The sequence below is a fragment of the Scytonema sp. HK-05 genome (genome assembly GCF_963872035.1).
In the GTDB taxonomy this organism is placed as follows: Bacteria; Cyanobacteriota; Cyanobacteriia; order Cyanobacteriales; family Nostocaceae; genus Kalymmatonema.
This window is the reverse complement of the sequence record NZ_CAWMYC010000174.1, coordinates 25,129-32,359: the sequence shown is the minus strand read 5'-3', so window position 1 is coordinate 32,359 and position 7,231 is coordinate 25,129. Positions and strand designations below refer to the sequence as shown.

Genomic DNA, 7,231 nt, shown 5'->3' with positions numbered 1-7,231 from the left:
AAATAATGAACCACAGATGGACACAGATGGACACAGATAAATAATTACTTCATTTAGAGCAAAAGCGCTATATTTCCTCTTTTAGGGTAACAGCTAATTTATCTGCAATTCCCGCAATCCAGTTTTCATCTTGTTTGGTGTAGCTGCGAGGAGCATTTGCTCCTAAAATTAGGACTCCCTCTTGGCCAATTGGTTGACAAATCACACCTTGAGTATTCTCTGGCAAATAATCAAATTCAACCCTTCCTGGATAGACTTTTAAATCTACAAGATAAACTGGCTTTTGTTTTTCCAGCACTCGTTTTAAGATTGCTCCTGGTACGACATCCGACTTAGGGCTTAAAATTCCCCGACGTAACAAAACTTTATCTTTATAGAAAACGACGAGCGATCGCGTCACCGTATTCGTTAATAACAAATGCGATGCCCAAGCTAGTTCTGTTTTCACAGCTTGGGGCAAATTGGGTGCAAGCACAAAACCTTCTTCGCCAATAAGTTGCACAGCTTCTGGTAAACGCGGTTGTACTTGCTGCCAAATTAATCCTGTTAAAATCAACACCGCACTCAAAATCACACCCAAAACATCTGCACGCGCTTGGGAGTTCGTTAATTCTGGTGCTAGCAAACGGTTAATCAGCAAAAGTACCGCGCCCAACCCACCTACTACGATGGGTAGACGCCGTAAAACTTTATTGGGATCGGATTTAGTCATTAGTCATTGATGTGTATTATTCTCTTGTCCTTATTCCTCTCCTGGTTCAATAATGCGTTGGAATAGATAACCAGTCCCTCTTGCCGTCAGGATTAACTCTGGGTTACTTGGATCGTCTTCCAACTTTGCCCGTAAACGGGAGATATGCACATCTACTACGCGGGTATCCACATGGCGTTCTGGCGTATATCCCCAAACTTCCTGCAAAATTTCTGAACGGGAGAAAGCTTCTCCAGAACGGCTGACTAACAACTCTAGCAAGCTAAACTCCATGCCCGTTAACCGAATGCGCTCATCGCCTTTATAGACTTGCCGCTTATTCGTATCAATTTTGATCGTGCTAACATGGATCACTCCAGAACTGGGAATACCAGAGGCACCTGTTTTGTCTACCCGCCGCAGCACTGAACGAATGCGGGCTTCTAACTCCTTAGGGGAAAAAGGTTTAACGACGTAGTCATCAGCACCCAACTCCAGACCCGTAATCCGGTCAGCCACATCTCCCAACGCTGTTAACATAATAATTGGGACATCTGACTCCTTACGTAATTCTTGACACACGCCGTAGCCATCTAGCTTCGGCATCATCACATCTAGAACCACTAAGTCAGGTTCGGCTTTGCGAAAAGTTTCCAAAGCTTCTTCGCCATCACCAGCCGTAACCACATCGTAGCCAATCATCGAAAGCCGCGTTTCTAAAATCCGGCGAATGCTGGCTTCATCATCTACCACTAGAATTTTTTCTTTATGACTTTCCAAGTTTCTCAACGCTCCTTAACTAAAATTTTCATGATTAATTTTTAATACCATATTATTAAGATATCATTTCACAAATTGATTGGAAAAATCCCGCGTTTCCTACAATTATTGGATTTTAGTTTGCTCAAAAACTTAAGCAAAAATTAAGAAGATTTAATAAAATATAAGAATGGCAAAGCCTAAAAGTTATTTCGTTTGTAACGAATGTGGTGCAGAATCCCCCCAATGGTTTGGGAAGTGTGCAGCTTGCGGCACTTACAATTCCTTAGAAGAGCAAATTAGTATCCAGTCCTCAACCGATATACCAAGTCGCGGAATGAGTGGATGGCATCAACAGACGAACAGCAAACCTGCAGCAACGAAACCAGCTAAACCACGAGCCTCATTGACATTTGACCAGATTAGCGATCGCCAAGTCACACGCTGGGCTTCTGGCTATGAGGAACTAGATCGAGTCCTGGGCGGTGGAGTTGTTCCTGGTTCTATGGTGTTGATAGGCGGCGATCCAGGAATAGGCAAATCTACACTGCTGTTGCAAGTATCGAATCTACTGTCGCACAGATACCGCATCCTCTACGTTTCTGGAGAAGAATCAGGACAACAGGTAAAATTAAGAGCTTCTCGCTTGGGCGTGGGAAAACCCTTGAATTTAGTAGGCGATGGCAACGGCAATGACACAGCAGCAAAAGAAGCCCTCGAAGAAATTCCCAAAGTAGAGGACGCTGACAGCATAGGTGCTGATTTGTATGTTTTGCCAGAAACAGACTTGGAAGAAATCCTCCGAGAGATGGATTCACTCAAACCAAACGTCACGGTCATTGATAGTATTCAAACAGTGTTCTTTCCGGCTTTGACCTCTGCACCCGGTTCTGTTGCTCAAGTTCGCGAATGTACGGCAGCTTTGATGAAGGTGGCAAAGCACGAGGACATCACAATGTTAATCGTGGGACACGTGACGAAAGAAGGGGCGATCGCCGGACCAAAAGTTTTGGAACATTTAGTGGATACAGTGTTGTATTTTGAAGGCGATCGCTTTGCCTCCCATCGGTTATTACGGACAGTGAAAAACCGTTTTGGCGCAACTCACGAAATCGGCATCTTTGAAATGGTAGACAACGGACTGCGAGAAGTCCCCAACCCTTCAGAGCTATTTTTAGGAAACCGGGATGATCCGGCTCCCGGTACTGCAATTGTCGTTGCTTGCGAGGGAACGCGCCCGATTGTTGTGGAGTTGCAAGCACTGGTGAGTCCCACTAGCTACCCATCCCCGCGTCGTGCGGGCACAGGTATAGATTATAACCGCTTAGTGCAAATATTGGCAGTGTTAGAAAAACGGGTGGGTATCCCGATGTCCAAGCTAGATTCTTACGTTGCGTCTGCGGGTGGGTTGAATGTAGAAGAACCAGCCGTGGATTTAGGAATAGCGATCGCAATTGTTGCCAGTTTTCGCGACAGGATTGTTGATCCTGGTACCGTACTGATTGGGGAAGTTGGGCTAGGAGGACAAGTCCGTTCAGTATCGCAAATGGAACTGCGGTTAAAAGAAGCGGCAAAACTGGGATTTAAGAGGGCGATCGTCCCAAAAGGGCAAAAATACCCCAACCTTGACATCGAAATTTTGCCAGTATCCAAGGTCATAGATGCGATTATTGCAGCAATACCCCAGCAGGGATTGACCGAAGAAGATTTGGTACCCGATGACGATGAGGAGTAGAGCGCACCCCAACCCCTAAGCGTGCAAGCAAGGAGGGGCTTGAGGCGAATAATAAATGAATAGCCCCAAATACAAAGAGGGAAATCCGCCATGATAGTTACTCTTACCCAGGACTACCAAATAACTTGGGAAAAATTACCCGATGATTACGTACTACCAGATGAGCCAGTGGATAACATTAACCAGCCTCCCCTTGCTGCAGCTTTAACTGAAAGTTTGGAAATTTCTGGTAGATTACCTGAAAACGCGCTGACACCAACCAATTACGGCATCTGCGCTACCTTAAACGGTAAAATTGTCATCAAAGCTCCCGATTGGGCATATGTGCTTAGTATTCGTGTAGCACGGGAAGAAGTGAAACGCAGTTACACGCCACAGCTACAAGGAGATATGCCAGTCATCGTAATCGAATTTATTTCCGATACAGATGGCACTGAGTATTCTATCAAACCAACCTATCCTCCTGGAAAATGGTTTTTCTACGAGCGCATCTTAAAAGTGCCGAACTACCTTATCTTTGAACCGGATAGCGGCAGTTTGGAAGTGTATCGATTGGGTGATACAGCACAGTATTCACTGCAAGCAGCAGACGAAAATAACCGCCACCAAATAGCAGAAATAAACCTCTACCTTGGTGTCTGGCAAGGAACCCGTGAAAACCGCACAGGGTACTGGTTGCGCTGGTGGGACGAACAGGGACAGCTGCTGCTGTGGGGTTCCGAATTAGCTGAACAAGAACGACAACGCGCTGAAAGACTGATAGCACAATTGCGAGCAGCAGGGATAGAACCAGAAGTTTGATAAAGAACTCCACCCCCAACGCCTAGATGTGCAAGCACGGAGAAGCTCAAGGCGACAGAAACATTCCGACAGTTTAACAGTTACCAGTTATCAGTTATCAGTTATCAGTTTCATCGTTGGGGGAAACACCACACCAATTGGACCGAAAGCGTTGGTGTCAGTACAACCACACCATAGCAGGCGTCACTGCGGCTGGTACTATTCACTGTTTTAAACCGTTTCTGCTAGTTGATTGTTCAGGGCTTCGAGATCAATTTCGTATCGTTGAAACAGCTCACTCACAGTAGTTTTGTCTGTTTCAGCTAGACGGAGTAAACCCCACAAGAGATGTTCAGTCCCAATAGACTTTTTATCCTGAAGCCGAACGACTTGCAAGGCAAGCTCTAGAACGAATTTACTCTCTGGACTAAATTTTGGATTCTCACGCAATTCAAAAGAATGTTCATTGGTTTCGATGTCCACCTGGCAGCCATTTGCTCGAAGTAAACGAGCACTTGTTGTGGTTGGATCAGCCAACAAGCCAGCAAACAGATGTTCTGGCTCGACTTGTGATTTCTGCAAGCGTGTTGCCTCGGAACGTGCAAACTTGACTGCGTTAATTGCCTTTTCAGTGAACCTCTCGAAACCAAACTCGAAACCAAAGTAATTTTTGAATCGCTCAACAAGTGTTTGCATAGAATTCTGTGCCTCATAGATGAAAACCTCTTCAAGTGCAACCTTGAACAAGCTGGCAATTTTGAAAGCCATGTCCAGACTGGGGTCAAACTTGCCGGATTCAAAACCATTGACCGCCTGACGACTGACTCCTAATTCTCTAGCTAGGTCAGATTGTGAGCATTGGTGCAGCTGCCGAAGTTCTTTCAGTCGGTTTTTCATAGCTTGGTCTGTTCGTTGTCAAGTATCACTTGACATTGTTGACCACAGGAGCGTCAAGTGTAGCTTGACAAATAGTGCCTGCTCATATTAAAAATAGGCTGTCTTGCTCCAGATGCAGCATAACAACGCCCATCCAGCCAACTATATAGCCCTTCTCGTTTGGATGAAGTAATTATTTATCTGTGTCCATCTGTGGTTCTTATTTCTTGATGTATTGCACTCAACTAAGTACATGATTCCATAAGTTCATAGCGAAAACTTGAACGAAAACTCTGTGTACCTTTGCGTTTACCTCAGCGCTCCTTTGCGTTTAAAAACGTTACGAATTTATGAAATGCTGTACTAAGAACCCGTATATAGAGGTGAGCGCTAGCGCATGGCTCAATATCAATACACATTTTATGCCTGCTTTCTTTTGGCAACAATTTCTTCCAGTTCTTTCAGATGTTGTGTGCTAATCAAGTCTTCATCTTGAAGGTTAAATATATCTGAACTGTACTCACCTTGTTGCTCATTTAAATATTCTAATTCTTTTGTAATTATTGATAATGCTTTTCCTTGAGCCATTGAGGTTTGTAACACTTCAAACCGTGCAGCTTCATCAAGACGGGATAACAACCGTAAGATGATACGATGAATTCTAATTTCATTGCCAAAATCAAACATTGTGGTATGAGGTTCATCGTCAGAAGGCAACAGTTCTTCTCCCACATCAAAGAAAGCTTCCACAATTGAGGGAATGCAATCAGTGGAAATTTCGTTGAGCTTGCTATCTTCAAGTTTTTCTAAAAATGCCCTAACTTGAGTTGTACCATCAGGACGTATTTGCTCAGACAATTCTATAAGTTTCTTTCCAAATAGCTTGGCATCACAAGCTGAAGCAAGAATGGCTTGAATCTGAGTATTAGATAAATCAGCTTCTGATAAAGTTAAACGGAAGTAGATAGGAAATATTTCGGAACAGCATACACGCTGTTGGCTTTGCCAATTTAATTCTTGTTGTTCATAATAATATCTTTTTCCCCAAGCAGCTTGTAATTTAGGAAAAATAATTTTTACCAAATTTGTAACAGGTTGCTTATCTTTGTCTTGCAATTGCGCAACCCAAGAGTTATGAAACTTTTTCAGTTCATCTAATGAAGAATCTACTTTTCCTACAAAAGCATTTTTGTTTTTCCGAATTATGTCATATACCATCGGGTAAAAAACCCGCAGTGATTCTAAAGCAATAAAATCTACTGGGTTCACTTCGCCTTTCACTACCGGATATGTCATTGTTAGGGTGTCAGTCAGATGAACAATGTCGCGGAGGTTAGTAATGAAGTGGTCTATTCCTTGAAAGTAAACATTGCTCCAGTAGGTTTGGTCAAATACCTCAGCCAGCGGCGTGGATGGGTTTTCCAAATCAGGTTCCTCCAAGTCAGAAACCTGCTGAAGTTCTAGTTCTTCAGCGCTTGGACTTGTCTCATCAAACGGTTGACTGGAGTTGGCGTCCTCGCCGTCATTTGGTGTGCCAATCAGAACACTATCAAGTTTTTCAAAAAGTAGCCGACGAAGTGAAGTTTTATCTGGAGAAGGTAACTCAAAAGCAACTTGAATGGTTTTCTCCAAATATGCTTGTGGTGATGCCTCCTTAGTTTCGCAAAGTGCTTTGCTAACAACTTCTTTATCAAAAACAAGAAGATAGACAACATTAGTAAAATTCGGAATCGCTTTAAAAATGCGAAATAGCTGCTTGATATCCTCTGCGGGAAGCCTATCAATATCGTCAATTGCAACGACTATTCGCCGCTGCTGCTGCACCACTGTGTGTTCAACTTCTTCTTTTAACTCGGAAGCTTCCTTTTCTTGATCGTCAAATATTGTTGCTACTGCCTTGCCAGCTTGAGCGTAAGGCAGGGGAATTTCAGAAATAAGTTTAGCAAAACCGGCTATTCGCTCTTTCAAGCCTCTGGGTACATATGTTACAGAGGTTAAAACGCTGTGTAATTGGTCAAAGAAGCGCCTTGTAATGTCTTGGTTTCCAGTAAACAACCAAGCACTAAAGGGAACGATGATTGGTTGCTCTTCATCAGGCTTTTGCTGGAGATAATGAACTACAAAGTTCAAGAGTGTCGATTTCCCGGAACCCCAAGAACCGTACACTGCAATCACGAACCCTTCAGTAACGGTCATTTTGCAAATACTGTCTGCCAAATGCTTGGCGAAGGGCGCGTATCCTAGTCGGTCTTTTTCTGGTTCAATAAAGAGGTCATCTTGCAGGTGGTTATGAGTTTCAGTCTGTGCCATAAGAAACTTTTCTGACTTGTACTGCAATCGTGACACATATATTAGATAGCGCTATGCCACCCTACGATAGAATTCTGTGC

At 43.6% G+C, this 7,231-nt stretch carries 6 protein-coding genes; 2 read left to right on the top strand and 4 right to left on the bottom strand.

Annotation, left to right across the window (positions count from 1 at the left end):
• Positions 1–67 precede the first annotated feature (67 nt).
• Together AACT52_RS40510 and rpaB are read right to left on the bottom strand one after the other, a co-directional pair.
• Positions 68–712: a cofactor assembly of complex C subunit B gene (locus AACT52_RS40510; RefSeq protein ID WP_073635752.1), complete on the bottom strand. Its 645-nt coding sequence runs from the start codon at positions 710–712 to the stop codon at positions 68–70.
• A 30-nt stretch (positions 713–742) separates the two neighbouring features.
• The gene (gene rpaB, locus AACT52_RS40505) at positions 743–1,471 is read right to left on the bottom strand and encodes a response regulator transcription factor RpaB (protein ID WP_073635751.1); all 729 of its coding nucleotides are present in this window, start codon (positions 1,469–1,471) and stop codon (positions 743–745) included.
• Between the two features lie 169 nt (positions 1,472–1,640).
• Between rpaB and radA the strand changes: the two genes are divergently transcribed.
• Together radA and AACT52_RS40495 are read left to right on the top strand one after the other, a co-directional pair.
• On the top strand, positions 1,641–3,185 hold the full coding sequence (gene radA / locus AACT52_RS40500; RefSeq protein ID WP_073635750.1) for a DNA repair protein RadA: 1,545 nt from the start codon (positions 1,641–1,643) through the stop codon (positions 3,183–3,185).
• Between the two features lie 90 nt (positions 3,186–3,275).
• The gene (locus AACT52_RS40495; RefSeq protein ID WP_083630767.1) at positions 3,276–3,986 is read left to right on the top strand and encodes a Uma2 family endonuclease; all 711 of its coding nucleotides are present in this window, start codon (positions 3,276–3,278) and stop codon (positions 3,984–3,986) included.
• Between the two features lie 210 nt (positions 3,987–4,196).
• Here AACT52_RS40495 and AACT52_RS40490 read toward each other — a convergent pair whose 3' ends face one another.
• On the bottom strand, positions 4,197–4,862 hold the full coding sequence (locus tag AACT52_RS40490; RefSeq protein WP_073635748.1) for a helix-turn-helix transcriptional regulator: 666 nt from the start codon (positions 4,860–4,862) through the stop codon (positions 4,197–4,199).
• Positions 4,863–5,261: 399 nt separating this feature from the next.
• Complete coding sequence (locus tag AACT52_RS40485) at positions 5,262–7,151, bottom strand: KAP family NTPase (RefSeq protein ID WP_233154187.1); 1,890 nt, start codon at positions 7,149–7,151, stop codon at positions 5,262–5,264.
• Positions 7,152–7,231: the final 80 nt, after the last annotated feature.

Bases quoted from the DNA above. Each gene is read 5' to 3' on its own strand.
- AACT52_RS40510 (WP_073635752.1), bottom strand. From the start codon at position 712: ATGACTAAATCCGATCCCAATAAAGTTTTACGGCGTCTACCCATCGTA.
- radA (WP_073635750.1), top strand. From the start codon at position 1,641: ATGGCAAAGCCTAAAAGTTATTTCGTTTGTAACGAATGTGGTGCAGAA.
- AACT52_RS40495 (WP_083630767.1), top strand. From the start codon at position 3,276: ATGATAGTTACTCTTACCCAGGACTACCAAATAACTTGGGAAAAATTA.
- AACT52_RS40490 (WP_073635748.1), bottom strand. From the start codon at position 4,862: ATGAAAAACCGACTGAAAGAACTTCGGCAGCTGCACCAATGCTCACAA.
- AACT52_RS40485 (WP_233154187.1), bottom strand. From the start codon at position 7,151: ATGGCACAGACTGAAACTCATAACCACCTGCAAGATGACCTCTTTATT.